Raw genomic sequence first — 24,687 nt, forward strand, 5'->3', positions numbered from 1 at the left:
GATGAAATATATCCAAATTCAGCCACTCACCAAAGATGCTTTTGCACCTTTTGGTGATGTGGTTACATGTGAAGGCAATGATTTCTTTGCGATCAACAGTGCGCAGACTGAACGTTATCATGCCTTGGCTTTTGCACAGGTCAATACAGGACAAGTCGGCTTCAGTATTTTTCGGAATATTCAAAAAACAACGGTGCCTTGTACAATCGAAATGCTTGAACGTCATCCTCAAGGTTCGCAAGCTTTTATTCCCATGCATGGTCAATCGTTTTTAATCGTGGTTGCGGCACAACTTGACCAAAACACACCTGATCTTGAGCATATTTATGCATTTATCAGTAATGGAAAACAAGCAATTAACTACCACACCGGGACCTGGCATCATCCTTTATTGACACTTGAAGCACCGAGTGATTTTGCTGTGGTCGATCGTATTGGAGAGGGTCATAACTGTGATGTTTTTCCATTCAAGGAAAATATTGTGTTAACTTTTTAATCATTGGCTTATGCATGCCTGATTGGGTTGAGTAATAAGCCAATACTAGATAAATTCATATGCCTCGAACGCTATAAAACCATCATTTGATTAACCTCAGCTGGATATGAAAATCTTGGTCAAACATGATACTCGTAAATCTCATCCGCAACTGTTTGAGGCAGGACTATTACGATAAAATATTGTTACTTCACCTGATTAAATTTGTTGTGGGTGGCTGACGAGTTTTGCAGTGAGCTGCGATTTCGCAGCGCAAGATGATTGCCCTTACGGCGCGTCCCTCCTCATCCCGAAAGAAAAGTAGGGCTAGCCGCAGGCTGATCCTGAAATTGGGTAAAAACTCAACAAGACTCCGCAGAGTTTTATTTTTTCAATAGGTTAAAGATATGGTTGCTTCGGGCTCACGTTAATTATCATAAAGATCAATATTCTCCATTCATTTTCTCAGGCGTACAATGCATTTAAGTCATTAAAAATGATACTTGATCAATGCACTGACATTATTTTCATCTTTGCCTGAAATACCGTATTTATTATTCCATACAGAATATTCAACCCCTAAATACAATTTGGTATTGGGTGAAATATGTTTACCTGCATTCCATTTCCATTGTGTCGTCCAGTTCAGCTCACTGGCATGGTCATCTTCAGCCGTTGACCAATCCAGAAACCCATCAATCAAAAAATCTTCTGAAGCAATGGTAAACGGTACACCAAAGACAAAAGTCAATTGATAATCATCATCTGTATTTTTATAATTGTCTGCCTTGTAAAAGTTTAATTGGGCATATTGAAAATATGGAATTGCCAAATCCACGCCGATCCCATATAAATAATTATTAAACCCCTCTCCACCTTCCCAAGTTGTTGCAATTAAGACATCTTTAATTGGACCAGCTTCTAACTTTCGACCTGAAATCGCCCCTAAGCTCAAGCGTGGTGAAACCTCAAAATAGGTCTGGTTACCTGAAACATCGTTATTGGTACGATCAGCAAATGCAAAAAAATCACCATATTTCAACTTTGCCGTGTACTCAAAAGTTATCGTAGACTGGTCATCTTCTCGAGCAATCAGTTCATAGTTTTTACCGTATAGTCCTGTAATACTGAAATCCTGCCAGATTGGAGCAGCTTGCGTACCCAAAGCAGTACATAACAGTGTTGTAAACGCAGTAAACTGTGTCAATTTCATTTTATAAATTCCCCACAAGAAACAAAGAAAAGCGCCGCAATAGATAAGCAAAAACAAAGCCAAGATTTTTATATTCGGTAAAAAAAGATAAAAAAAGCCCAAATAAATGAGCTTTAAGTGTTTGATAAAATTTGTTTTATCATTCAACTTCCGCGATAGGTAGAGTACGCAAAAGGACTGATTAATAAAGGAATATGATAATGCTGATTAATATCATTCACGGAAAAATAAATCACAACTTTAGGAAAAAAGGTATCTAAATCAAAACGATTAAAATATTCAGCAGTATAAAACACTAGACTGTATTGCCCTGATTGAATATGAGCTAAATTGAAATCTGCAACACGTCCATCATTGTTGGTTTTCGACTCGCCAATCAGTTGTCCCTGTGCATCAAATAATTGGATTACAACATCTGTTGCAGGTTTTCCCAAATGGGTATCTAAAATATGGCTGCTAATCATTGGGTTTCCTCCATGTCCTAAACTCTATTGTCCATTCACTGCCTGAGTTAAGCGTAAAAGTGCAATTTCACTTAACTGTTGTTTAACAATGCGTTGTTCTGTTTCAGCATCATTCAACAATCGATAGTTTAATGCCTGTAAGATTTCAGTGTGATCCAAGCCTAAAGCACGAATCAAAAACAGAAATCCAAATTTTTTTTCATAGGCCAAATTGCCTTTTAATAAAGCATCATCTATTTCACTGCTCCGTTTGATTGCAGATTGTTCACGATTGGAAAATTCACGTTCCTGTTCAGTGAGACTCGCTTGAGCCTTTTTTTCACCGATTCGAGGATGATTGTTTAAGGCTGTTAAAATCTCATCCCAAGTCCATGTTGATGCTTGTTTTTTTGCATAATCCAAAAGGTCATCTAAACTTATAAATGGACGATCAGAGGAAATTTCATCTGTCCAACGTGGAATCTGTACACAATGCATGAGAAGTTGTTGAGCTTGTTGTTCAGAAATTTGATTAAATTCATCTAAATTCACAAATTATACCTATCCTTCAAAATGGCTATAGATTGAAGCGCTTGCTAAAGCTTTTCAGTCGCTTTTAGAATCGTGTTGAACATTATTGCGCCGGATGATATTTAAACCAATGTGCTGCAATATCTCCACGCCGGCATATCCAAACCTTGTCATGTAATTGAACATAATCTAGAAAACGTTGCAGTGCTTTAAAGCGTCCCGGACGCCCCAATATACGGCAGTGCATGCCAATCGAAAGGATTTTTGGCGCAGTTTCGCCTTCTGCATAAAGCACATCAAATGCATCTTTGAGATATTGATAAAACTGCTCACCACTGTTAAACCCTGCTGGCGCACAGAACTTCATATCATTGCTTTCTAGGGTATAAGGAATAATTAAATGAGGACGGCTTTCGCCTTGAGCATTGGACAAACTCGTCCAAAACGGTAAATCATCCCCATAGTAGTCACAGTCATACTTAATCTGAGGGAATTCAGCCAATAATTGACGTGTATTGGGGCTATCACGACCTGTGTACCAACCAATGGGTGCTTGTCCAAACAATGCTTCAAGCACGCTGATCGCCTGATCCATATGCTGACGTTCTGTGTCTATATCGAGGTTTTGGTAATTTAGCCATCGTTGCCCATGTGCAACCACATCATAATCTGCATTTTTAATCGCATTGACGACATAGGGATTGCGTGCCAATGCCATCCCTACCCCAAAAATGGTCATGGGTAACTTTCGTTTTTGAAATTCCTGATGAATACGCCAAAACCCTGCACGAGAACCATACTCGTACATCGAATCCATAGACATATGTTTATCTGGAAAACTTGCAGCACCGACAATATCGGATAAAAACTGCTCAGAACCAGCATCACCATGTTCTATATGATTTTCGCCACCTTCTTCGTAGTTCAGGACAAACTGTACTGCCAGTCGAGCTTGGTTCGGCCATTCAACTTTAGGCATTGAACCGTGATAGCCGATCAAATCCCGTGAATAAGAAGCATTTTGAATTTGATCAATCAATGCTTGACCGCGTAAATAAGTTTTATTCACTGAAACTGCCTTAACCTTTTTTCAATCATTATTTCTGTATTCATGGTCAAGCAGTTTTTATGCCAATTTCTGAGATGGACTATTGAATGGGTTGAGAACTTAACTGCAAATGCTGATTATCTCCACTAAAAATATATTGATGCTTTCCGAGTTCAAAACTGCGATTGGACTGCTGATCTGGACTCAACTGATTAAGTATAATTTTTGAATCATTTTCAGCAGATTCATCGAATAAAAATTGATAAATTTTCCCATTCATTTGCGGATCTAATAATTTATTCACAATTCTATTTTGAAGATATTGATCTAAACGTTGTATATAAATTTCCATCAAATCTTTATTGCGAGAATTAAAAATTGTTTTGAATTCATTTAATGTAGCAACATTTTTATCGATTATTTTTAATCCTGTTGTTTGTATGGCATTCACTTCAAATTGATCTGTATGCTCAAACACTGCATTTAGGCTTTTTTTAGCATCTGTAAAATTTGGATCCTGATCAGAATATTGCCGATAAATCTCATTAAAGAGTTGCTGATATGTATATGAAATCGAAGCATAATCTGACAATCTAAAATACTGCTTTCGGTCTAAGGAGACTAAATAATCTGAACATTTCTTTCTACATTGTGCTTTCTGTTGTTGGCTTATTGCACTTGTTTGGAGATACTGCTTATAAAGTTGATCGGCATCATCGAGATATTGTGGATTATGCGTCCATTTGTATTTCACCAAACTTGCTTCGCCTGCTGCGAGATAAGTTTCATATCGCAGCATTGTTCTATCCTTAGCTAAGTTTTTCTCCCATAAATCACGATATTGGTTCAAGATTCTAACGCCAGCAATGGTAAAGTCAGAAGCAGCTAAGGCACAATTTTTATGGTCTAAATACCCTAAAAAATCAGAAACAAAAATAACATCCATCTGATAAACATCTATTTTTTCTGAATTATCACCGTTTAAAAATTCATTCAAAACTTTAAGAGGCATATAGTCAACACCCTCACATTGTGTTTGCAGTGGTTGGGCAAGTTGAGTTAAATCCGCTTTTAGAGCGACAATATCTGCATATGTCGACAGTGATATACCGCTCAAAAATCCCAATAAGGCTATTTTTCTCATCATCAATTTCATGATGTTATTCTCATATTTTATTTATAAATAAAAAACTCAGTATTGTCTAATTGGTGATTGAGTAAATCAAAGCGAAATTCACGCATCAGCGCTGAGTTTAATACTCGTTTCTGCGCCATCATGATTCTAAACAGTTGTAAAAACTGACCGTGGCTAAAGACCAGCAAATGTTGATCGCTGTAGTGCGATTTAAGTGCGTCTAAATGTTGCATAAAATCTGTAACGCGGCGATAGAAGTTGGCAAAAGATTCAGCATCATCACTTGTAATGAGATTCACATCTGCACGATTCCAATAATCATCTACCCAGGGTTTACGTTCTTCTAAAGTGGTATTTCTACAACGTCGATCTGATAAATACGAAAATTCTTGAATATTCAAAACTTTAGGTGTTATTTGATCGCGAAGTAAAATAGGTTCGGCAGTCAATCGTGTCCGTAAAAAAGGTGAAATATAGACGTGTTTAGCTTTTGGTAGAGTATCCGCCAGATTTTGAGCCTGTTGATGCCCATATTCAGTCAAAGGAATACTGGCATGAGATTCTACTCTTTCATTGACGTTACCTAAACTTTGCGCATGGCGAATCAAATAAATGCTCATTTCAACTTTGCTCTACTTTGTTTTATTATAAAAATACTTCAGGATTTTTAGTAATAAACTAATAAATTTCTATACTCCAATTGATTTAACGTCTATTTACGAAAAACCTCAATTAATTTCGCAATTTGATCTATTCCATCGAAAGTTGTAGGAATTTTATCATCTGAGGCAACAATTGGCGAAAATATAATGTTTTCAAATTTCTCAAAACCATTTTTATTTTTACTATAAAGTGATTCAGAATCTTCAGCATAATTATGAATAAATTGACAAAGTGCCATACGTAACTCAAGTTGCATAATCTGGGATTGAATAGATTTTTTCTCTTGAAGAGCAATTCTAAAAAAGTAAATAAAAAGAAATAAAGCAGTAAGTGTAGGTAATTCAAGTAATAATACATTACTAAAATCAACTTTATTCTTATAAATAAAAGCATAACCAGTTGATAAATTAACAAATGGTATTAGTACTATTGCAATTAACCAGTTTCTTAAAGATAAATTTATCTTATTAAGCTCAGCATTTTTCTTTTCATAAATTTTTTTAAATCCATCATTTAATGAAATAAAATTATAAGTAGATTTTTGATTGTCTAGTTTTATCGCCAGTTCTTTTACATTTTTTTCTTTTTCAGTTATTTTTGCATCCCAACTATCAATTTTTTCTAAAATATTCTCAATTTTTTCACTCTCACTATCAAAATCATGTAATCTAGATTTTATATATTTATCTCTTATTACTTGGAAGATTAAGTGATTTGAAGCATAATTTAACTTATCTTTTGCAAAACTAAAATGATGTAAATTGTAATATCCTAAATCAATGTAGTTTTCTAATACTGCACTATGAGTCGAGTCCCAATCAATTTTTCTCAATCGATATTCCTGAAAGTAAGCAAAAAATAGAGCATAAGTAGTTTCAAGTATGGCTCTAATTGCCCTTTTATCAGAAAAAATATCATTATTTCTATAATTGTAGAAAACTTTCTCAAGTTCATTTTCTATATTATAGACAGGCATTTCTTGGACTAGAACACAAATTTCATCAAAATTACATATATTTAATATTCCCTTTATCTTTATAATTTGCTCAGCTAGCCTTACTTCTAAGTCATCATTATTGAAGATTTTTTCTTTTTTTAAGTTATGAATGATATTACATACTTTATTAAAATCTGATTCATAAGTTTGATTATTAAATAAAAATTTCATATTTCTCCACAATTAATAATTTAAATAATTATTTAAAAAAGTAAGTTAATTCAATCAATGTTTTAAAAACAAAGCTTTCTCGACCGCTCTACGGTTGACTAAACCTTGTACAGTTTTTCCACCCGCTTTAATCCATACATCAAACTGCTGACTTGCGCCAAGATAGTCCAATGTATTTAATCGCTTTAATAAAGTCGAATTCTGAAAAGCACTGATACCAATGTTATACGCCAATGACACCAATGCATCAAACTGATTCTGGCGCAGTGGCACTTGAACAGCACGACTCACGGCTTGTTCAAAACGATTCAGGTCAAATTGCATATAGCTTTTTGCTTGTTCAATGGTACATTGGTCACCATATTGAACAGCTTTTCCATTCGGATAGACGGTTGTACCATAGCCAATTGTATACACGCCAGTACCATCATCATAGGCTTTCAGTTCCAAGCCTTCAAAGCTACACATCAAATCAATACCTTTAGGACTGACTCGAGTGATTTTATCTTGGGCAGTACCAATGATATTTTGATCAGAATCAAAAGCGGTACCGATATGTGAATGATTCAAATTAGAATAATCAGCCTTATGTTTATCCGATTTAAATTGTGATTTATTGAAGAATAAGTGAAACCATTTAGACCAAAAATGAGACATGCAGAAAACTCTGAAAATTGATGTGACACAGCTTTGATTTTTCATTCTATGCAAAGCTTTATGATGAAATATAGTGGTCTTTGGTAGAATTATTCTCATAAATAAAACTCCTTTTTCAGCAAAAAAGGAGTTTTAAATGAGTGATCAATAAAGATTAAAACAGAAAATAACGCTGTGCCATTGGCAAAACTTCCGCTGGCTCACAAGTCAAATGTACCCCGTCTGCACGCACTTCATAGGTTTCAGGATGTACATCCATGACTGGGCAATAACTATTATGCTTCATGTCTTTTTTACTGATATTTCGGGTATTTTTACATGCAGAAATCAACTTTTTCAGTTGTAACTTCTGTGCAACGCCCTGATCAATTGCAACCTGCGATAAAAAAGTAATACAGGTGTTATGAACACCTCTTGGATATGCACCAAACATCGGACGATAGTGAACGGGCTGTGGCGTAGGAATCGAAGCATTGATGTCTCCCATCGGGGCAGCAGCAATCATTCCACCTTTGATAATCATTGACGGTTTTACCCCAAAAAATGCAGGTTTCCATAACACCAAATCCGCCAGCTTTCCTTCTTCAACTGAACCCACTTCGTGACTTAAACCATGTGTAATCGCAGGATTAATCGTATATTTTGCAATATAACGTTTTACACGATTGTTATCGTGATATTGATTATCACCCTCCAATGGTCCCCGCTGCACTTTCATTTTATGTGCGGTTTGCCATGTTCTTAAAATTACTTCTCCCACACGTCCCATCGCCTGTGAATCCGATGACATCATTGAGATAGCACCGAGATCCTGTAAAATATCTTCTGCGGCAATCGTTTCCCTGCGAATACGGCTTTCAGCAAAAGCAACATCTTCTGCTATAGCAGGATCTAAATGATGGCAAACCATGAGCATATCTAAATGCTCATCAATGGTATTGATTGTATAAGGTCGTGTTGGGTTGGTAGAAGACGGCAACACATTCGCCTGCCCAATCGCTTTTAAAATATCAGGTGCATGTCCACCACCTGCACCTTCTGTATGATAAGTATGGATTGTACGATCTTTAAAAGCTGCCAATGTTTCTTCAAGAAAACCGCCTTCATTTAAAGTATCGGTATGAATTGCAACCTGTACATCATACTCGTCTGCGACGGTCAGGCAATTATCAATTGCAGCTGGTGTAGAGCCCCAGTCTTCATGGAGTTTCAGTCCAACCACACCGGCTTGAATCTGCTCTGCAATGGGTGCAGGCTGACTCAAATTTCCCTTGCCCAATAAACCGATATTCATGGGCAAGTCATCTATTGCCTGCAACATGGTTGCAATATGCCACGGACCTGGGGTTACAGTCGTGGCGGATGTTCCTGCTGCTGGTCCTGTACCACCGCCAATCATTGTGGTCGTTCCGGACATCAATGCTGTTTCGACTTGCTGCGGACAAATCCAATGGATATGGGTATCTATGCCACCTGCTGTTAATATTTGCCCTTCACCCGCAATAACTTCAGTTGCCGCACCAAGAGGAATGGTTATGTCTGGCTGAATATCAGGATTCCCTGCCTTGCCTATTTTCCAGATCCGACCATTTTTTAAGCCCACATCTGCCTTTATAATTCCCCACCAATCGACAATCAAAGCATTGGTAATCACCGTATCAGCAACATCATCTGCCAGAAGTTGTGATTGCCCCATGCCATCACGAATGACTTTACCACCACCAAACTTAACCTCTTCACCATAGATGGTTAGATCCTGTTCAACTTCAATGAACAGTTCAGTGTCAGCTAGGCGAACACGATCTCCTACTGTAGGACCAAACATCTCAGCATAAGCACGACGTGACATTTTCATGGTTATTTATCCTGTGGGTCTAATTTGCCCATAACTCGACCTGCGAAGCCATATACCTCACGTTTACCTGCAAGTGCAACGATTTCTACATCACGACTTTGCCCCGGTTCAAAACGTATCGCCGTCCCTGCTGCAATATTCAAACGAAAACCTTTGGTACGCTCGCGATCAAATTGCAGAGCATCATTGGCTTCATAAAAATGAAAATGCGAGCCCACTTGAATCGGACGATCCCCAATATTTGCAACACTTATTTTCAAAACTTCACGACCAACATTCATTTCAATATCACTGTCAGGGGTGATAATTTCTCCAGGTATCATTGGTTTGCTCCCAATTCAAAAATTTTCTTATTCAATCGGTTGATGAACAGTCACTAGCTTTGAGCCATCTGGAAAAGTTGCTTCAACCTGTACTTCCGCAATCATTTCTGCAACCCCATCCATGACATCTTCACGGCTGAGTAGTGTGGTACCGTAATGCATCAGCTCGCTGACCGTCATACCATCACGCGCCCCCTCAAGCAATGCTGCGGAAATAAAAGCAATGGATTCTGGGTAGTTCAGTTTCAATCCACGGGCTTTACGTCTTTCTGCAACTAAACCGGCTGTAAAAATCAGAAGTTTGTCTTTTTCTGTAGGGTTGAGTTCCATGATCCATTCCTAGCTAATTCATTTGTTGTACATGCAATATCTATGCAACAATGTTGAGTGTGATTGAAAATTTTTATGTTCGCCAAATCCGAGGAAATTCTTCATCGAGATCAAACCAAAAGCGTCTTAATTTGGCACGAATGGCAGCAAAAGCATCATGACAATGCCGTACATCATCACCGAGATAACGAGCACAAACCACATCTCCCAATAAGGTTAAAGTGACGGGCAGATTCATTCTCATGATCAATTCTCGGATTAAATCGATGTGTTGATCCAAATAAAAACCTGAACGAAACTTTTCAGGTGGTACAGCCCAAAAACTTCCCATCACCGCATGACGATTCATTCCTAAACAAGAACTTAACCAACGATCATTGCCTTTAAAATGCAGTGTATCTGCAACCAATAATTGCTCATTGCGTTTCAGTTGAAATTTATTTTTATAAGCACCTGTTTGAAATTTTTCCTCCCGTGCCTGTCGGCCAATGACCAACATATCCCATCCAATGAAACTCGACTGTGAAGCGAGTTGAATGATTGTTTCCGTATGGGCATTCGCACCATCGAACAACATGGTTTCTTGTGGTAACCATTCAAATACAGCGTTATTTTCTACCTGTATGTAGATATGCTGGAACGCTTGTTTGGCATTGGTTCGGTACCATTTTCCTGCACCAGGTGTGGTAACCAATGCATGAGCAGAAGCATCTACATGAATATCGAAGGTTAAATGGTCACCCCCTGCAATACCTGCAGGTGGGTGTACAATAATGGCATGACAAACTCCTGTTCTCTCAGGCCAAAGCATTTTTTGAATACGTACGGGACCATAATGCTTGCGATGACTCAATACTGTTCGATCAGCCTGTACCTTAAAGCCCAGTTCTAGTTTGGCATACCATAGTAAATCATGGCATTGCCGGGTGATTGAATTCGTCATCAAGGTTATACATCAAAGTCATTAAAAGATGTATGTGGCATCAAGCCAGTCCAATTACAGCGACGAATGCTGCCAATGTACCAATGATCTTTTTTCCATAAGGGACATATTTTTTTATAAATGCCCCAATACCCAATCCGCCTGCGTAGATCAGTGACATCGCAGTGACCATCCCAAAAACCAGAACAATTGCATGACCAGATTGACCTAATTCAGCACCATGGGCGACACCATGAAAACTTGCCAATAAGACTGCTGCGGCAGGCAATACCTGATTGGATTTTGTCCAAAGTGCAATCGCCAATAAAATCAAAGAAGCGATAATGCCGTACTCGGCAACGGTCGATGGGATAAGCCCTTGACTGCCTATCATAAAGCCACCCACCATTGCAAGGGCGAGACCAATTAAACCCAATAATTTCCAGCGCTGATTTGCTGTCCACATCAGCACGCCCAAAGCGATTGCCATCATCAAATGATCTAAGCCCGTAAATGGGTGAATAAAACCTGCCCAAAAACCTGTGTGATGATCATGCCCAGGATGAGCCAAGGCTAAAACTGGAATATAAGCTAACCCTGCAATCAAACTTTTTTGAACTAAACGCATACCAATTTTCCTCTAATCTTTTATAGGTTTTTTGCACTATTTAAGCGATAAATCAGGCTTTAAGTAAGCCTTGTTTTTCTATAAATTCAATAATCTGACTTAAACCGTCTTGAGTTTTCATATTTGAAAATAAAAACGGCTTTTCACCCCGCATACGTTTTGCATCCTGATCCATCACCTCCAGGTTTGCCCCAACCATCGGTGCTAAATCTGTTTTATTGATGATTAATAAATCAGATTTTGTGATCCCGGGTCCACCTTTCCGCGGAATTTTCTCACCACCTGCAACATCAATCACATATAAGGTTAAATCTGATAATTCTGGGCTAAATGTCGCTGCTAAATTATCACCGCCACTTTCAATAATAATCAGTTCTAGTCCATCAAACTTTTCACATAGATCATCGATCGCTGCAAGATTAATGGAAGCATCTTCACGAATTGCAGTATGTGGACATCCTCCAGTTTCAACACCCACGATTCGCTCAGGTGACATGGCTTCATGACGTGTTAAAAAGTTGGAATCTTCTTTGGTATAAATGTCATTGGTAACGACCGCCATATTGTATTTATTGCGCAGCGCCAGACATAAATTTAAAGTTAAAGCTGTTTTTCCCGAGCCTACAGGCCCACCAATTCCGACACGCAAAGGGCTACGTTCTGTCATGATATTTTCCTTTTTCTGTGCATGGTACTGAGTCATCAAAATATGATTGAAACAGCAAGTGTTAAACTATGATCTAAATAACCGTGAATATTGAGTTTCATGCGACATGCTTAACATCGCAAACTTGGGCAGAGCACTGCTTAACTCATCATTTTCAAGCTGCACGGCTTGTTCAATGGCTTGAGGAATTAAACGGTGCAAATGCCATAAAATTCTTTGCCCACTCATTTGCCCAAGTGGCACGGTTTTTACTGCGGCAAGAACTTGATTTTCCAAAACAGTAAAAGTATAAGCAGTCAGAACATCATTTAAATTGAGTTGTAGACTACCGCATAAATGTGCATAAACAGGGACAAAGCCAAATTGCTTTTTCACTTCAACTTTTTGCAAAAGTACATCCCGAATCCATGCATTTAAAGAAAATGCCAATTGCTGAGATTCAGCCAATAATTCTCTGGATTCTCGACTGGCTCGATAAAAATTTGCCCACACCAGAAACTGTTCATCATCAGCATAATGCTGCATTAAGCGCTTTAAAATCGGCAATTCAAAACGCACCAAAACCATCTCCAGCACTTCATTAAAATAAGCAATACTTGAAACTTCATCATGAATTAAGCCCTGTTCAATCGCACTTTCCACGCCTTGCGAATAGCAATAGGTGCCTATAGGCAAAGCTGTAGATGACAAGGTGAGTAAACTGAGTAATTGCGATGCATTAGTGATGGACATGATGTAAAGCCTTGATGGGGCTCAAACGATGATCATGTTGATGTTGTGCATAGGCTCCACTTTCGGGTTCAAATGGGTGTTCAACCTCATTCACTGTGAGTCCAAGCCCTAGAATCATCTCAGCAAGCACATGATCTGGTTCAAAATAGAGAGCTGTTGGGGTCAGCATTAAAGGCACATGCCGATTGCCTAGATGATAAGCAGCTTTCAATAAATCAAAACTATTTGATGCAGTGACCTGCATCAACTTTTCAGGTTTTGCATCTATCCTAAGTACTTCACCTTGTTCAGTGGCAATATAAGAACCACTGCGCAGGATTCCTGTTCTTGGCAAATCTGCACCAATATCGTGCCCATTATTTAAAGTTGCACGAAAACGGCTCTTTTGCCGAGTATCAAAAGTGAGCGCGACACTGTCTACTTTTTTATCAGGCTGTATGCTTTCTAGACGTTGCGTATAAATTTTCATGGTCATCCACTTTTTATAAGACATCGCATTTAAAATGTTCCAAATTGATGCCAAAAATTTATTCATTGATATTAGCTTGCATTAAATTAATGCATTTATCATGCCAATTTTTGCTTTGTAAAAATCAAAGACAGTGTGTCCAGAGAAGTTGGGATAAATAAAATTCAGTATTTTTTATAAAATGCTGCACTGTGCTCAAATCAAAAATAAAGATTACAAAATAAAACCATAAAAAAAGTATGTATATTTCACAAAATATTGAAATAGCACATGTTTAATCAAATTTAGCTGCAATTATCGAATTGCGGCAATGCCGACAATATGTTATCAATGAATCAACAACGAGATAAAAGGGAGAAACTTATAATGGCTTATCAACATATCCTTCTTGCTGTAGATGACTCTCCTATTTCTTATGCTGCGGTTGAACATGCGGAGAAACTTGCACTTGCTTTTAACTGTAAAATTACCGTAACCAGTGTGATTGCTGTCGACCCATTTAAAGGCGTCGATTTCTATAAAGTTGCGCCAGCAGTGACACAATACCTACTTGAAGCTGAAAAAAATGCCCTTGCCCGTTTAAAAGACATCCAAGAAACATTACTGCATCACGGTGTTAGTGTCGTAGACACGAAAGTCGTTCGTGAAGTTCCTCCAGCAACAGGTATTTTAAATGCTGCTGATGAATTGAATGCAGATCTTATTGTCATGGGTTCACATGGACGTACAGGTTTCAAAAAATTCTTTTTAGGTAGTGTTGCTCAGGAAGTTTTATCGATTTGCCCGCTTCCAGTGTTGATTATCAAATCGACCCTCAGTGAAGATTAGTATTTTTCAAGCTCAATAATTAAAAGGTGAAACTTATGTCTTATCAAAATATTCTTGTTCCAGTTGACGGTTCAGACATTTCTTTTTCGGCAGTCAAACATGCTGCTTCGATTGCAAAAGCATTTGGAAGTAAACTTACTGCGATCAGTGTTGTTGCAGATGATCCATTTGCAGCAGCGGATTTTTATTATTCTCCGGATATGTTAAAAGAATACATTCAAGAAGCCATCAAAAATGCTGAAGAAGCTCTAGGCAAGGCAAGACAACTGGCTGAACAACAAGGTGCACAAATCGAAACTCAGGTGGTGAGAAATTCGGTTTCTGCAGAAACTTTCATTAAAACAGCTGAATCATTCAATACAGACCTTATTGTGATGGGATCACATGGGCGTAAAGGATTTCAGAAGTTCTTACTGGGAAGTTTTGCTCAAGATGTACTTGGAAAAACTCAACTTCCCGTACTGATCATCAAGCAATAGTTCTTAGCATGTTGTAAAATTAAACCCACAAGAATAAGTGGGTTTAATTTTTTAAACCTAAAAATGAATCAATGGGTTGCAATCACTTTGACTAAAATGGTTTGCGACTCTTCAAAATCATCAAAAATTTGTTTGCGATTCAGCTCTTTGGACTTGACCTTGAATTGGTGATTTTGATAATGGATTACATCAGGTATTTGATCAAAATAATCACCTGCTGCATCAACAGTTTCTTCAAATAGAGGTGTGCCAAGCTGATATTCTCTGCTCTTCAAGACAACATATTTCACAGTTGTTTTCATTATTCACACTCCTTTTTCATATGCACTTTATTTTTATTTATATCACTTTTTTAGCTCTATGAAAGATAAAATTTGATAATATTGAATAGTAATTCTCCAAATAGCACAAAAAGGAAAACCCACTGATTAAAAGTGGGTCGACTGTAGATACAGACTTTTACGCTAATTATTTTTTAACTTTTTTAATTATTATTTGTTTTTATTTTGTCTGGGCACAGTATGACAAAAGAATATGACAGTGTTATTTCAATATTACTCAGGCACATTCAATATGGTCACTTTTTAAGCATAAGAGTACACAATTCAGCAATTTCATCATTCTTGCTATTGTTTCACTATTTATCCAATTGAATACCAGATAATTAATCAAGAGTTCATAACAAATGGCTTTAATACAGTGTTGTAACCTTCTCGAACAAAAAGGTTTAAAAGTTGCCTTTATTGAAAGTGCCAGTTCTGGCTATTTATGTAGCCAATTTTCAATTTACAAACATAGTGGTGCTGATATTTTACTGGGTGGATTGGTCAGTTATGATCCTTCTATTAAAGTTTCAGTTTTGAAAATTGATCCTGCTCTGATTGAACAATATACGGCTGAATCAGCTCAAGTGACTGAAGCAATGGCTGTGCATGGTAAGCAACTTTTTCCTTTGGCAGATCTTATTGTGAGTTGTACGGGTTTGCTTAAACCGGGTGGCAGTGCAACGGTTGATAAACCCGAAGGTACATTTTTTATTAGCATCCTTTACCAGCAACAACAATACAGTTATCAATATTTTATTGATGCAACGCCTATCGCCCGCTTGGAGCAGTTAACTGTCAATGTTGCTAGAGAAATTTTGAATATTCTTACAATGGATTAACATCACTGCTTTAAATATAGACGCTGTACAATTTACTGAAATATTTTAATTCACTTTTTTACTAAAAAGCGGTAAATTTTATATACATTATGAACAATCAATAACACGAACGAACTTATTTAGGAAGCGTTATGAAACTTCAATTTGCTTTAATTTCTTCTTTAGCATGTTTAACTTTGGCTGGTTGTGCGGGTTCTTATCCAGAAAGAGTTGTGACCAAAGGTCCTTTAATCTGTGAAGCAAATGAAGTCTGCCCTGAGCTTTCAATGCGTTGGAAAGATGAAATCCGTGATGGATTTAAAATCACAGCTGAAATCAACAATCCAACAAAATATGATATCACTCAGTTTGTATTTTTAGTCGATGGTCAGCCTTATACGTATTCAACTATCAATGCGACTCAATATGCAGGTACTGTGTCATCAAACTCAATCAATGTTCCTGTAAGCTTTCTAAACTCGTTCCGTAACGGTAAAGAGATCTCACTTAAACTGATTACCAACCAAGGTGATGTTGAACGTTCAATTTTAAAAGCGGACGGGCAACAATCTTCTGCTTATTTGACGTTCTTAAAAGGTTATACAGGTCAGATCGTTGAAAAATAATTGAAATTATAAATAGTTTGAATAAAAAACCAGACTTGTCGTCTGGTTTTTTATTCAGAGAAATCACGTTTTTAACGCCAATTAAATCATTTACTTCAAATCACACAGGATATTTTTTCATTAAAAATATCTTTTGTTGAGCCTATTTAGGCTCGATTGGCGTAAATGGTGCAACCACATCAGCATTTTGCGCACGATGTCGCATAAAGTGATCCATCAATACGATGGCCAGCATTGCTTCAGCAATAGGTGTCGCACGGACACCCACACAAGGATCATGACGACCTTTAGTCAATACATCCGTATCTTCACGATTCAAGTTGATGGTCTTTCCTGGTGTGGTGATACTTGCTGTAGGTTTAAGAGCAATTGCCACACGAATGGTTTGACCTGAAGAAATTCCACCCAGTATCCCGCCAGCATGATTGGCAAGGAAACCCTCTGTGGTCAATTCATCACGTGTTTCGTGACCAAACTGTTCTGCAACAGCAAAACCATCACCAATTTCTACGCCTTTTACCGCATTAATTGACATCATCGCATGTGCAATATCTGCATCTAGACGATCAAAGACTGGTTCGCCCCAACCAACAGGAACTTTTTCAGCCAGTATTTCAAGTTTTGCACCACAGCTTGTACCCTGTTCACGTAAAGAGGTCACTAAAGCTTCAAAACGCGGTACTGCATTGATGTCACCGCAAAAGAAAGGATTATTAGGGACTTCATTCCAATCCAATGTTTCTGTTTTTTCAGTGCCGATCTGCGTCACATGCCCACGAATCACAATACCAAACTTTTCAGCAAGGAATTTTTTAGCGATGGCACCTGCTGCAACACGCATTGCTGTTTCACGAGCACTTGAGCGTCCACCACCCCGATAATCACGGAAACCATACTTTTGTGTATAGGTATAATCAGCATGCCCTGGTCGGAAGGTTTGAGCAATATTGCCATAATCTTTGGATTTTTGATCTGTATTGCGGATCAACAAACCAATTGAAGTCCCCGTTGTTTTCCCTTCAAAAACGCCTGAAATAATTTCTACTTCATCGGGTTCTTTACGTTGGGTGGAAAATTTAGAGGTACCTGGTTTACGACGATCAAGATCAATCTGTAAATCTTCGGCAGATAATTGCAATCCCGGTGGTACACCATCCACGATTGCCATCAAACCTACACCGTGAGATTCGCCACAGGTCGTTACACGGAAGAGTTGTCCAATACTGTTGCCTGCCATGCTGACAATTCCTTATGCTTGGAGGGATTGAATGAAAAGATCACGGAAAGTACGGCATTGCTGAGCAGTAAGCGCAAATATGCCTGACCCGCCTTTTTGGAACTGTAACCAATAGAAATCGATCGTATTGAAATTCTGTTTCATTGCCCATTCCGAATTACCCACTTCGATGACAATTAAACCATCTTCAGTCAAATAATCTGCTGCCTGAGCCAACATTTTACGCACCAAATCCAGACCATCCTGACCTGCTGCCAATGCCAATTCAGGTTCGTGGTGAAACTCTTCCGGCAAATCTGCCATATCTTCAGCATCGACATAAGGTGGGTTTGAAACGATCAGATCATATTGATTTTCAGCAGGAATTTTTGCAAATAAATCTGATTCAAGCAGTGCAACCTGATACTGTTTATTGTGATGTTCTGTATTGATGGAAGCGACTTCTAAAGCTTCTTTAGAAATATCCGTTGCATCCACTTCTGAGTCTGGGAATGCATATGCTAAAGCAATCGCAATACATCCTGACCCCGTACACATGTCCAAAATCCGTTGCGGTGTTTTTGGATTCGGGTTTTCTGGTAAATTGTTTTTAGCCTCTAGAAGCTGCCCATTTTCATCCAAACAATAAGGTGCAAAACGGTTTTCAATCAATTCAGCAATCGGTGAACGTGGAATAAGTACACGCTCATCAACATAAAATGGTTTGCCAAAGAAGTAAGACAAATTTAATAAATAAGATGTTGGAATTTTTTCGTTGATTCGACGTTCTAATAAGTTAAGAAACTCAGCTTTTTCACTGGGCAATAATGTCGCATCCAAAATTTCAGCATCCGCATTCCATTCTAGAGACAGTGTCTGTAAAACCAATGCAGAACTTTCTGCAAAATAATCTTCTGTACCTTGACCCAAATGTGCATCGTATTGACGTAAAGCTGTAACCCCAAAACGAATAAAATCACGAATTGTCGAAAGGTTTTCAGCAGCTTCCTGTAAATGTTCAGGGCTAATAGTCGGTCGATCCACTTAAGGTTTCTCCAAGGTCATAATTTCAAACGCCTTATGATACCTTGTTTTCAAGCAGATTTATAATCTTTTACTATAATTTACTTAGCAACTATTTCCACACTTAGACAAAAATTACAGCCGATACGTCAGTTTTTCCAGGCTATTCGCACGATTTACAGTTTGTTTCAGTGCGCAATTGTAATATTTCATTTTATAGTCGTCTGAAACAGACTTTTGATCTTTATCACACTGTTGACTACGTTGTTTCAACCATTGCTTTTGATATTTTTTTTGAGCTTTCTTTTCTTTATCTGAATATAAAGCAAGCGTCTGTTTAAACAGTGACTTTAAACGATCATCTTGTTTACTAAATTCACTTTGCATGCAGTTAGCAAGACTGGTCGAACCTGTGCCAGCAGAATTCATACACTTCACGTATTCCGCACTATAACCCATCGCTTGAGCATGCATAGGCAATATTAAAATAAGCCCTAAGCCCCAATATTTTAACAACATTCAACTTCCCCAAGAAAAAACTGCCAATTGTCATTTAACCCCTTAAAATACCAGTTTAAAAGATTTAAGATAAATTACAATCACTCTGTATTTGCTTCGATTATTACGATTCCTTTGGTGATTTCAGCAAAACCTTGCAATCAGGGTCAACTTGAAATTATAGGCATTGACCTTTATATATATAGAGGTCCTCAAATTTATTCTGAATTCTGTCAATTTATGAGCTACAAACACAATAATCTCATGGCTATGCGTCAATCATGGTGGGATGATCAATCTACTCCATCAGTTGCGGCTGAAAAACAATTTTTACAGCAAACACTCAGTGAAAAAGGTGTTTATGCAACACCATCACTTGATGATGTAAAATATTTTTTCTTTAGTCTTCCCAGTATTATTATCGTTAAAGGTTATGCATTAGGATTTACAAATCAACTCGTCAAAGACATGATCAACCAACACATAGAGATCAACCGACATACGCTATCTGCTCGAAACCAGATTAAGATTCAATTCAGGATGTAAGCATTTATTTTTACTGAATCTGTTTAACTCAGCGAATTTAATTCCCCCATTCAGCGAATTGAACTATTTAAATACAGTCATTCCATGTAATATTCCTTACAATTCATTCTTATTTATCTTTTCGAATCGCTTATAAAGGATTTTATCTTCATGTCAGATCAGAACGAAAAGCTCAAACAGTTAAAAACCTCGTCAATGGATCGCCGTTTATCAATTGCAAAAGCATCTTTATTGGCAGGTACACGCTGGGCGGCTTCAAGTGCGAGTTCAATCTTTTCAAGTGAAGAAGAAAAAGAAAAAAAACGTAAACAAGCGATGAAAGAGCAAGCCAATTATCTTGTTCAAGAAATCGGCAAGTTAAAAGGTTCAATTGTAAAAATAGGTCAAATGATGGCGCTTTATGGCGAGCATTTTTTACCTGAAGAAATTACTCAAGCACTCAATACACTCAATAATCAAACCGTCGCACTCGCTTGGCCAGCAATCAAAGAACAATTGGTCAGTCAGTTGGGATCTAAATTGAATGATCTGACCATCGACCATGAACCCATCGGGACCGCTTCCCTTGCGCAGGTTCACCGTGCAACACGCAAATCCGATGGTTTGGAACTGGTGTTAAAAATTCAGTACCCAGGTGTAGCAGATGCGATAGATTCAGACATGAGTCTATTTAAAAATATGCTTAAACTGACTCGAATGGTGCCGCAAACCCGCGAATTTGACCAATGGTTTGATGAAGTTCGTGAAATGATGCATCGTGAAGTGAATTATGAAGTCGAAGCCGCAACTACACGCCGATTTGCGCAACGTTTAAAAGAAGATCCACGTTATGGTGTACCACAAATCATCGATGATTATTGTACCAGCCAAGTGCTGTGCATGACCTTTGAACGTGGCGTGCCAATTAACAGCCCTGTCATGCTTTCATTACCTCAAGAAAGACGCAATCTACTGGGTGAAGCTTCACTGGAAATTGCGGTGCGTGAAATATTTGAGTGGGGTGAAATGCAAACTGATCCGAACTTTGGTAATTATCTGGTTCGTCTGGGTAATGGCGAAAACATCAAAGACAAAATCATCCTGCTCGATTTTGGTGCGATTCGTCAGTTTGACAACCAATTGCTCAAAGTTGCCTGCAATTTGATCAAGGCAGGCTATCACCATGATGCGGAAGCCATGGTCAATGCAATGTCAGGCTATGAATTCTTTGATGCAATGCCGCTGAGTATTAAACCGGATATGGCAAAAGTATTTTTATTGGCGACAGAAGCATTTAGCACACCTTTAAATAATCCTGATTTGCCTGCCGGCGTGATGGATCAAAATAATCGCTATGACTGGAAAAAGAGCCAACTTCACAGTCGTGTGATGCAACGTGCATCTAAATCCATGGCTTCGCGTTATTTCAGCATACCGCCTAAAGAATTCATGTTTATCAGCCGAAAATTTATTGGTGCCTATACGTTCATGACGGTAATTGAAGCAAAAACCAATGTCCGTAAAATGATCACTCCGTTTCTTTAAATATTCAATAAAAGTCCTGTAAAACATATCCGTTAAAAATGTCAATTTTACCAATACCCAACATTTGTTGGGTATTTTTATTTTTAAATAATTAATTACATACAACAGCTTAGATAAAATTTAAACACCTTATTTGCCATTTATCTAAGGTCAATCACTTTGTCATCTATGACATAGTTTTTTCTTTTTTTGCATGTCAGGATGATTGCATACCAACACTCAAATACAGGGTATTTCGGAATGACCAATATGGTAAATAAAGCTCAGGGGTTGGGCTTAAACTTAATTACAAAAATTGCAGGCAGCGATTTACTTGATCAATTTAAATTGCGAAAATTTATTGAGAAATCACTTTACCAAGGATCAAAGGCAGGTTTTAAAACGCTCAGTGCCACACAAAAAGCCTTTAAATCGGACTCAAATGTAAGCAAACAGCGCCTACCCAACCAACAAAAATCACTTTTTGATCTGAGTTTAAGTGAAGAACAGCAGATGACGGTTGATGCAATGGATCAATTTGCGGCTGAAGTACTTTATCCATTGGCACACCAAGCTGACCACCATGAAAAATTCCCTGTAGAACTTTGGCAGCACAGTACCGATTTAGGCTTAAATTACTATGCCTTGCCTGAAGCATTGGGTGGGGTAGCTTCTGAAAAAAATATTGTCAGTAACATATTGATTGCTGAACGTTTGGCTAAAGGTGATTTCTCACTTGCGGCAGGACTGCTTTCAACATTTAGTGTGATTAATGCGATCACACAATGGGGGGCTGAGAAAGTCCAATCCATTTACTTAGCCAGTTTCGCCAATGATCCCGATATTCAAGCGACTTTTGCAGTACAAGAAGCTACCCCTGCCTTTAACCCATTGCGTTTAAAAACCAAAGCAGTCTCGAATAATGGTCAATTTAGCCTGACGGGTGAAAAAACACTGGTTTTGTTGGGTGAAACTGCTGATTTGTTGTTGGTTAGTGCAGATTTCAATGGCAAAGCTGATGTGTTTATCGTCAATCGTGACGCAAGTATCACTGTGAAAAAGTCTCCAGCCATGGGGTTAAAAGCCACAGAAACTGTAACACTTAAATTTGAGAACACACCTGCACTGCGATTGGGTGATGAAGACTTTAACTACCCTGCATTCCTTGATCTGGGCAATTTAATGTGGTGTGCGTTGGCCGTAGGTACATGTGAAGCGGTCAAAGAATATAGTATCAATTATGCCAACGAACGCACCGCATTTGGTGAACCTATTTCACACCGTCAAAGTGTGGCATTTATGATTGCCGATATGGCAATTGAGATTGATGCAATGCGTATGCTGATCTTAAATGCAGCAAGTTTGGCTGAATCAGGTCAATCTTTCCATCGCGAAGCGTATCTGGCACGCTTACTGTGTGCTGAAAAGTCGATGAAAATTGCCACTGATGGCGTACAAATTTTAGGTGGACATGGTTTTACCAAAGAACATCCTGCTGAACGTTGGTACCGTGATTTGCGTGCTACTGCTGTTTTACATTCTGGTTTACATGCTTAAAAGCATATAAAAGGATACTGATCATGAATTTACAAAATCCAAAAAAATTCAAAATGCTTTTAGACCAAGCGCATGAAACAGCAATCAATGTGTTACGTCCAATTTCACGTAAATACGACAAAGCAGAACATGCCTATCCCAAAGAGTTAGATATGCTTGCCTCTTTGCTGGATGGTATGAATGATGGGGGTGATGGCTTAAATGCTGGTGCTGCAATCAACAAACGTGGTGACCATGACAATAGCAATAAAAATGGCACCAACATGTCCACGGCATTGGGCATTATCGAAATGTGCTATGGTGATACTGGTCTGCTTCTGTCTATGCCACGTCAAGGACTGGGAAATTCGGCGATTGCTGCAGTTGCCAATGATGAACAGCTTGAACGCTTTAAAGGTACATGGGCAGCAATGGCGATCACTGAGCCGGGATGTGGTTCTGACTCTGCTGCCATTCGTACAACTGCAACTCAAGATGGTGATGAATATATTCTCAATGGTGAGAAAATCTTTGTGACTTCAGGTGAACGTGCAGATTCTGTGGTGGTCTGGGCAACATTAGATAAAAAGTTAGGTCGAGCTGCAATCAAGTCTTTTGTTGTACCTAAAGGTACACCGGGGATGAAAGTTGAACGTTTAGAACATAAACTGGGAATTAAAGCATCGGATACTGCTGCGATCAGTTTCATTGATTGTCGTGTTCCTGCTGCCAATTTGCTTGGAAATGCTGAGATTGATGTCGCAAAAGGTTTTGCAGGTGTCATGGAAACCTTTGACAATACCCGCCCTCTGGTTGCTGCAATGGCGGTAGGTTGTGCCAAAGCCTCTTTAGAACGGATCAAAGAGATTTTTAAAGATGAACTGGATGCTGACTATGCTACACCTTACTTGCAAAGTTCGAATCTAGCAGCGCAAATCTACCGAATGGAGGCAGAATGGGAAGCTGCACGTTTACTCACCATTAAAGCAACTTGGATGGCGGATAATAAAAAACCGAATTCTCGTGAAGCCTCAATTGCCAAAGCCAAAGCTGGACGTATTGGCAATGAAATTACATTGAAATGTGTAGAACTTGCAGCCAGTGTCGGTTACAACGAAGATGAACTACTCGAGAAATGGGCACGCGACTCAAAAATTTTAGATATTTTCGAGGGTACACAACAAATTCAACAGTTGATTATTGCACGTCGTGAGTTAGGTAAATCATCCAGTGAACTGAAATAGTTTTGAATGATTGATTAAATCTTAACTGCTAGAATTTTGATCAGTCAAATTTTCAACTGATCACAAAAGATAGAATTTTTGTTATAAAAATTCTATCTTTTTTATTTTCATATCTATATGTATCAAATTCGGACTATACAAAGACAAGATAACGCAGCTATTGCACAGGTCATTCGGGAAGTATCTAAAGAATTTGGTCTTGCGGCTGAATCTGGCTTTGCTGTTGCCGACCCTGTTCTGGATGATTTATATCAGGTATATGCACAAGAAAGTGCGAAATATTGGGTAATTGAGGATACCAATAACCGAATTGTAGGTGGTGGGGGGCTTTCACCGTTACAGGGAGACTCCTCTATTTTAGAAATTCAAAAAATGTATTTTTTACCTGAACTTCGTGGTCTTGGATTTGCGAAAAAAATTCTTGAACAATGTTTTGAATTTGCTCAGCATCATGGCTTTCAAGCCTGTTATTTAGAAACGACTGAAAATCTGTGGCAAGCCGTAAAACTCTATGAAAAATTAGGTTTTGAGCGTTTGTCTGCACCTAAAGGCAACACAGGTCATAGTCATGCTTGTGAATTGTGGATGCTCAAAACATTATAGAAGTCCACTTCATTCACTTTGGTCGTATTTGCATTGCTTTAAAGTCATTGGACAATACGAAGATTAGAATCATTTAAAAACTGAAATGTATTTTTTAATACGGCTTAAAAAATTGAAACCTTGGCAAAACAGTCATTGAAATTGCATAACGGTAATTTACAATGAAAATGTTTAGATAATTT

30 protein-coding genes are annotated in these 24,687 nt (G+C 38.2%); 10 read left to right on the forward strand and 20 right to left on the reverse strand.

Annotated elements, in window-relative coordinates:
* The first annotated feature begins 1 nt into the window (after position 1).
* On the forward strand, positions 2-496 hold the full coding sequence (locus IMO47_RS02865; RefSeq protein ID WP_196077253.1) for an ureidoglycolate lyase: 495 nt from the start codon (positions 2-4) through the stop codon (positions 494-496).
* 469 nt (positions 497-965) lie between these two features.
* Here IMO47_RS02865 and IMO47_RS02870 read toward each other — a convergent pair whose 3' ends face one another.
* From IMO47_RS02870 to ureE, 16 genes are all read right to left on the reverse strand, one after another.
* Positions 966-1,688 carry an outer membrane protein OmpK gene (locus IMO47_RS02870; RefSeq protein ID WP_196077238.1) on the reverse strand — a complete coding sequence of 241 codons (723 nt, stop codon included), beginning with the start codon at positions 1,686-1,688 and terminating at the stop codon, positions 966-968.
* 143 nt (positions 1,689-1,831) lie between these two features.
* Positions 1,832-2,152, reverse strand: coding sequence for a hydroxyisourate hydrolase (gene uraH, locus IMO47_RS02875; protein WP_196077237.1), 321 nt, complete (start codon positions 2,150-2,152; stop codon positions 1,832-1,834).
* A 24-nt stretch (positions 2,153-2,176) separates the two neighbouring features.
* Positions 2,177-2,683 (reverse strand): 2-oxo-4-hydroxy-4-carboxy-5-ureidoimidazoline decarboxylase, encoded by a 507-nt coding sequence (gene uraD / locus IMO47_RS02880; RefSeq protein WP_196077236.1) that lies wholly within the window; start codon positions 2,681-2,683, stop codon positions 2,177-2,179.
* 82 nt (positions 2,684-2,765) lie between these two features.
* A complete protein-coding gene (puuE, locus tag IMO47_RS02885) occupies positions 2,766-3,731 on the reverse strand; it encodes an allantoinase PuuE (protein WP_196077235.1) in 966 nt (321 codons plus the stop codon).
* Positions 3,732-3,810: 79 nt separating this feature from the next.
* The gene (locus tag IMO47_RS02890; protein ID WP_227552135.1) at positions 3,811-4,707 is read right to left on the reverse strand and encodes a hypothetical protein; all 897 of its coding nucleotides are present in this window, start codon (positions 4,705-4,707) and stop codon (positions 3,811-3,813) included.
* A 176-nt stretch (positions 4,708-4,883) separates the two neighbouring features.
* Positions 4,884-5,465, reverse strand: a complete 582-nt coding sequence (locus IMO47_RS02895; RefSeq protein WP_196077233.1) for a histidine phosphatase family protein — start codon at positions 5,463-5,465, stop codon at positions 4,884-4,886.
* Positions 5,466-5,557: 92 nt separating this feature from the next.
* Positions 5,558-6,676 (reverse strand): hypothetical protein, encoded by a 1,119-nt coding sequence (locus IMO47_RS19535; protein ID WP_196083703.1) that lies wholly within the window; start codon positions 6,674-6,676, stop codon positions 5,558-5,560.
* Positions 6,677-6,730: 54 nt separating this feature from the next.
* Positions 6,731-7,333, reverse strand: a complete 603-nt coding sequence (locus IMO47_RS02905) for a lysozyme (protein ID WP_196077957.1) — start codon at positions 7,331-7,333, stop codon at positions 6,731-6,733.
* Between the two features lie 154 nt (positions 7,334-7,487).
* Positions 7,488-9,188: an urease subunit alpha gene (gene ureC / locus IMO47_RS02910; RefSeq protein WP_196077653.1), complete on the reverse strand. Its 1,701-nt coding sequence runs from the start codon at positions 9,186-9,188 to the stop codon at positions 7,488-7,490.
* 2 nt (positions 9,189-9,190) lie between these two features.
* A complete protein-coding gene (locus IMO47_RS02915; protein ID WP_196077652.1) occupies positions 9,191-9,511 on the reverse strand; it encodes an urease subunit beta in 321 nt (106 codons plus the stop codon).
* 27 nt (positions 9,512-9,538) lie between these two features.
* Entirely contained in the window at positions 9,539-9,841 is a 303-nt protein-coding gene (gene ureA, locus IMO47_RS02920; RefSeq protein WP_004830684.1) for an urease subunit gamma, read from the reverse strand.
* A 73-nt stretch (positions 9,842-9,914) separates the two neighbouring features.
* Complete coding sequence (locus IMO47_RS02925; RefSeq protein ID WP_196077651.1) at positions 9,915-10,784, reverse strand: urease accessory protein UreD; 870 nt, start codon at positions 10,782-10,784, stop codon at positions 9,915-9,917.
* Positions 10,785-10,824: 40 nt separating this feature from the next.
* Positions 10,825-11,391, reverse strand: a complete 567-nt coding sequence (locus IMO47_RS02930) for a HupE/UreJ family protein (protein WP_196077650.1) — start codon at positions 11,389-11,391, stop codon at positions 10,825-10,827.
* Between the two features lie 52 nt (positions 11,392-11,443).
* A complete protein-coding gene (ureG, locus tag IMO47_RS02935; protein ID WP_196077649.1) occupies positions 11,444-12,058 on the reverse strand; it encodes an urease accessory protein UreG in 615 nt (204 codons plus the stop codon).
* 66 nt (positions 12,059-12,124) lie between these two features.
* Entirely contained in the window at positions 12,125-12,790 is a 666-nt protein-coding gene (locus tag IMO47_RS02940) for an urease accessory UreF family protein (protein WP_196077648.1), read from the reverse strand.
* Complete coding sequence (gene ureE, locus IMO47_RS02945) at positions 12,777-13,259, reverse strand: urease accessory protein UreE (RefSeq protein WP_196077655.1); 483 nt, start codon at positions 13,257-13,259, stop codon at positions 12,777-12,779. The genes IMO47_RS02940 and ureE overlap by 14 nt, the downstream gene beginning before the upstream one ends.
* Before the next feature lie 366 nt (positions 13,260-13,625).
* Here ureE and IMO47_RS02950 point away from each other — a divergent pair, with 366 nt between their 5' ends.
* Positions 13,626-14,087 (forward strand): universal stress protein, encoded by a 462-nt coding sequence (locus IMO47_RS02950; protein WP_196077647.1) that lies wholly within the window; start codon positions 13,626-13,628, stop codon positions 14,085-14,087.
* A 35-nt stretch (positions 14,088-14,122) separates the two neighbouring features.
* The gene (locus IMO47_RS02955; protein WP_196077646.1) at positions 14,123-14,566 is read left to right on the forward strand and encodes a universal stress protein; all 444 of its coding nucleotides are present in this window, start codon (positions 14,123-14,125) and stop codon (positions 14,564-14,566) included.
* A 68-nt stretch (positions 14,567-14,634) separates the two neighbouring features.
* On the opposite strand, the gene IMO47_RS02960 is transcribed toward IMO47_RS02955, so the two are convergent.
* Positions 14,635-14,868: a hypothetical protein gene (locus IMO47_RS02960; protein WP_196077645.1), complete on the reverse strand. Its 234-nt coding sequence runs from the start codon at positions 14,866-14,868 to the stop codon at positions 14,635-14,637.
* 383 nt (positions 14,869-15,251) lie between these two features.
* Here IMO47_RS02960 and IMO47_RS02965 point away from each other — a divergent pair, with 383 nt between their 5' ends.
* Both IMO47_RS02965 and IMO47_RS02970 read left to right on the forward strand, forming a co-directional pair.
* On the forward strand, positions 15,252-15,731 hold the full coding sequence (locus IMO47_RS02965) for a CinA family protein (RefSeq protein ID WP_196076644.1): 480 nt from the start codon (positions 15,252-15,254) through the stop codon (positions 15,729-15,731).
* 131 nt (positions 15,732-15,862) lie between these two features.
* A complete protein-coding gene (locus IMO47_RS02970; RefSeq protein WP_196076645.1) occupies positions 15,863-16,336 on the forward strand; it encodes a hypothetical protein in 474 nt (157 codons plus the stop codon).
* Between the two features lie 142 nt (positions 16,337-16,478).
* On the opposite strand, the gene aroC is transcribed toward IMO47_RS02970, so the two are convergent.
* From aroC to IMO47_RS02985, 3 genes are all read right to left on the reverse strand, one after another.
* Positions 16,479-17,573: a chorismate synthase gene (aroC, locus tag IMO47_RS02975; protein ID WP_196076646.1), complete on the reverse strand. Its 1,095-nt coding sequence runs from the start codon at positions 17,571-17,573 to the stop codon at positions 16,479-16,481.
* Between the two features lie 12 nt (positions 17,574-17,585).
* Entirely contained in the window at positions 17,586-18,596 is a 1,011-nt protein-coding gene (gene prmB, locus IMO47_RS02980) for a 50S ribosomal protein L3 N(5)-glutamine methyltransferase (RefSeq protein ID WP_196076647.1), read from the reverse strand.
* 114 nt (positions 18,597-18,710) lie between these two features.
* Positions 18,711-19,094 (reverse strand): lysozyme inhibitor LprI family protein, encoded by a 384-nt coding sequence (locus IMO47_RS02985; RefSeq protein WP_196076648.1) that lies wholly within the window; start codon positions 19,092-19,094, stop codon positions 18,711-18,713.
* Between the two features lie 219 nt (positions 19,095-19,313).
* Here IMO47_RS02985 and IMO47_RS02990 point away from each other — a divergent pair, with 219 nt between their 5' ends.
* The 5 genes from IMO47_RS02990 (at position 19,314) to IMO47_RS03010 (ending at position 24,505) form a co-directional block, all read left to right on the forward strand.
* The gene (locus IMO47_RS02990; protein WP_196076649.1) at positions 19,314-19,619 is read left to right on the forward strand and encodes a hypothetical protein; all 306 of its coding nucleotides are present in this window, start codon (positions 19,314-19,316) and stop codon (positions 19,617-19,619) included.
* A gap of 150 nt (positions 19,620-19,769) precedes the next feature.
* Positions 19,770-21,143 carry an AarF/ABC1/UbiB kinase family protein gene (locus IMO47_RS02995; protein WP_196076650.1) on the forward strand — a complete coding sequence of 458 codons (1,374 nt, stop codon included), beginning with the start codon at positions 19,770-19,772 and terminating at the stop codon, positions 21,141-21,143.
* A gap of 249 nt (positions 21,144-21,392) precedes the next feature.
* Positions 21,393-22,679, forward strand: coding sequence for an acyl-CoA dehydrogenase family protein (locus IMO47_RS03000; protein WP_196076656.1), 1,287 nt, complete (start codon positions 21,393-21,395; stop codon positions 22,677-22,679).
* 23 nt (positions 22,680-22,702) lie between these two features.
* A complete protein-coding gene (locus IMO47_RS03005) occupies positions 22,703-23,902 on the forward strand; it encodes an acyl-CoA dehydrogenase family protein (protein WP_196076651.1) in 1,200 nt (399 codons plus the stop codon).
* A 117-nt stretch (positions 23,903-24,019) separates the two neighbouring features.
* On the forward strand, positions 24,020-24,505 hold the full coding sequence (locus IMO47_RS03010; RefSeq protein ID WP_196076652.1) for a GNAT family N-acetyltransferase: 486 nt from the start codon (positions 24,020-24,022) through the stop codon (positions 24,503-24,505).
* The last annotated feature ends 182 nt before the right edge of the window (positions 24,506-24,687 follow it).

It is taken from the genome of Acinetobacter sp. Res13-Abat-PEC15-P4-01 (assembly GCF_015676285.1).
Taxonomy (GTDB): Bacteria; Pseudomonadota; Gammaproteobacteria; order Pseudomonadales; family Moraxellaceae; genus Acinetobacter; species Acinetobacter nematophilus.

Coding starts and splice junctions, on each gene's coding strand:
- IMO47_RS02865 (WP_196077253.1), top strand. CDS start 2: ATGAAATATATCCAAATTCAGCCACTCACCAAAGATGCTTTTGCACCT.
- IMO47_RS02870 (WP_196077238.1), bottom strand. CDS start 1,688: ATGAAATTGACACAGTTTACTGCGTTTACAACACTGTTATGTACTGCT.
- uraH (WP_196077237.1), bottom strand. CDS start 2,152: ATGATTAGCAGCCATATTTTAGATACCCATTTGGGAAAACCTGCAACA.
- IMO47_RS02895 (WP_196077233.1), bottom strand. CDS start 5,465: ATGAGCATTTATTTGATTCGCCATGCGCAAAGTTTAGGTAACGTCAAT.
- IMO47_RS19535 (WP_196083703.1), bottom strand. CDS start 6,676: ATGAAATTTTTATTTAATAATCAAACTTATGAATCAGATTTTAATAAA.
- IMO47_RS02905 (WP_196077957.1), bottom strand. CDS start 7,333: ATGTCTCATTTTTGGTCTAAATGGTTTCACTTATTCTTCAATAAATCA.
- ureC (WP_196077653.1), bottom strand. CDS start 9,188: ATGAAAATGTCACGTCGTGCTTATGCTGAGATGTTTGGTCCTACAGTA.
- IMO47_RS02915 (WP_196077652.1), bottom strand. CDS start 9,511: ATGATACCTGGAGAAATTATCACCCCTGACAGTGATATTGAAATGAAT.
- ureA (WP_004830684.1), bottom strand. CDS start 9,841: ATGGAACTCAACCCTACAGAAAAAGACAAACTTCTGATTTTTACAGCC.
- IMO47_RS02925 (WP_196077651.1), bottom strand. CDS start 10,784: ATGACGAATTCAATCACCCGGCAATGCCATGATTTACTATGGTATGCC.
- IMO47_RS02930 (WP_196077650.1), bottom strand. CDS start 11,391: ATGCGTTTAGTTCAAAAAAGTTTGATTGCAGGGTTAGCTTATATTCCA.
- ureG (WP_196077649.1), bottom strand. CDS start 12,058: ATGACAGAACGTAGCCCTTTGCGTGTCGGAATTGGTGGGCCTGTAGGC.
- IMO47_RS02940 (WP_196077648.1), bottom strand. CDS start 12,790: ATGTCCATCACTAATGCATCGCAATTACTCAGTTTACTCACCTTGTCA.
- ureE (WP_196077655.1), bottom strand. CDS start 13,259: ATGAAAATTTATACGCAACGTCTAGAAAGCATACAGCCTGATAAAAAA.
- IMO47_RS02950 (WP_196077647.1), top strand. CDS start 13,626: ATGGCTTATCAACATATCCTTCTTGCTGTAGATGACTCTCCTATTTCT.
- IMO47_RS02955 (WP_196077646.1), top strand. CDS start 14,123: ATGTCTTATCAAAATATTCTTGTTCCAGTTGACGGTTCAGACATTTCT.
- IMO47_RS02960 (WP_196077645.1), bottom strand. CDS start 14,868: ATGAAAACAACTGTGAAATATGTTGTCTTGAAGAGCAGAGAATATCAG.
- IMO47_RS02965 (WP_196076644.1), top strand. CDS start 15,252: ATGGCTTTAATACAGTGTTGTAACCTTCTCGAACAAAAAGGTTTAAAA.
- IMO47_RS02970 (WP_196076645.1), top strand. CDS start 15,863: ATGAAACTTCAATTTGCTTTAATTTCTTCTTTAGCATGTTTAACTTTG.
- aroC (WP_196076646.1), bottom strand. CDS start 17,573: ATGGCAGGCAACAGTATTGGACAACTCTTCCGTGTAACGACCTGTGGC.
- IMO47_RS02985 (WP_196076648.1), bottom strand. CDS start 19,094: ATGTTGTTAAAATATTGGGGCTTAGGGCTTATTTTAATATTGCCTATG.
- IMO47_RS02990 (WP_196076649.1), top strand. CDS start 19,314: ATGAGCTACAAACACAATAATCTCATGGCTATGCGTCAATCATGGTGG.
- IMO47_RS02995 (WP_196076650.1), top strand. CDS start 19,770: ATGTCAGATCAGAACGAAAAGCTCAAACAGTTAAAAACCTCGTCAATG.
- IMO47_RS03000 (WP_196076656.1), top strand. CDS start 21,393: ATGGTAAATAAAGCTCAGGGGTTGGGCTTAAACTTAATTACAAAAATT.
- IMO47_RS03005 (WP_196076651.1), top strand. CDS start 22,703: ATGAATTTACAAAATCCAAAAAAATTCAAAATGCTTTTAGACCAAGCG.
- IMO47_RS03010 (WP_196076652.1), top strand. CDS start 24,020: ATGTATCAAATTCGGACTATACAAAGACAAGATAACGCAGCTATTGCA.